Source organism: Serratia silvae (assembly GCF_023282985.1).
GTDB classification, from domain to species: Bacteria; Pseudomonadota; Gammaproteobacteria; order Enterobacterales; family Enterobacteriaceae; genus Chania; species Chania silvae.
Window position 1 is genome coordinate 1 of sequence record NZ_JAGQDC010000049.1, and the last position, 908, is coordinate 908.

Below are 908 nucleotides of genomic sequence, written 5' to 3' on the forward strand. Positions count from 1 at the left end.
CGCGATTAAGCGATAACTTTAGCAACAACGCCCGCACCTACAGTACGGCCGCCTTCACGGATTGCGAAACGCAAGCCTTGATCCATAGCAATTGGGTGAATCAGGGTAACAACCATGTTCACGTTATCGCCTGGCATTACCATCTCTACGCCTTCTGGCAGTTCGATGGTACCGGTCACGTCAGTTGTACGGAAGTAGAACTGTGGACGGTAGCCTTTGAAGAATGGAGTATGACGACCACCTTCTTCTTTGCTCAGGATATACACTTCTGAATCGAACTTGGTGTGTGGCTTGATGGAACCTGGTTTAGCCAGTACCTGACCACGTTCGATGTCTTCACGCTTGATACCACGCAGCAGAACACCAACGTTCTCACCAGCACGGCCTTCGTCCAGCAGTTTGCGGAACATTTCAACGCCAGTACAGGTAGACTTAACGGTGTCTTTGATACCAACGATTTCAACTTCTTCGCCAACTTTAACGATACCGCGCTCAACACGACCGGTAACTACGGTACCACGACCGGAGATGGAGAATACGTCTTCGATTGGCAGCAGGAACGGCAGATCGATAGCACGCTCTGGTTCTGGGATGTAAGAATCCAGGTGACCGGCCAGCTCGATGATTTTAGCTTCCCACTCAGCTTCGCCTTCCAGTGCTTTCAGCGCTGAACCACGAACAACCGGCAGGTCATCACCAGGGAAGTCATAAGCAGACAGAAGTTCACGAACTTCCATTTCTACCAGTTCCAGCAGCTCTTCATCATCAACCATGTCGCATTTGTTCATGAATACGATGATGTAAGGAACGCCAACCTGACGACCCAGCAGGATGTGCTCACGAGTCTGAGGCATAGGGCCGTCAGTCGCAGCTACAACCAGGATAGCGCCGTCCATCTGAGCAGCACC

At 51.3% G+C, this 908-nt stretch carries 1 protein-coding gene; it reads right to left on the reverse strand.

Features of this window, described 5'->3' with window-relative positions:
- Positions 1 to 5 precede the first annotated feature (5 nt).
- A partial coding sequence (gene tuf, locus KAJ71_RS23175; protein ID WP_248947790.1) for an elongation factor Tu occupies positions 6 to 908 on the reverse strand: 903 nt, incomplete at its 5' end.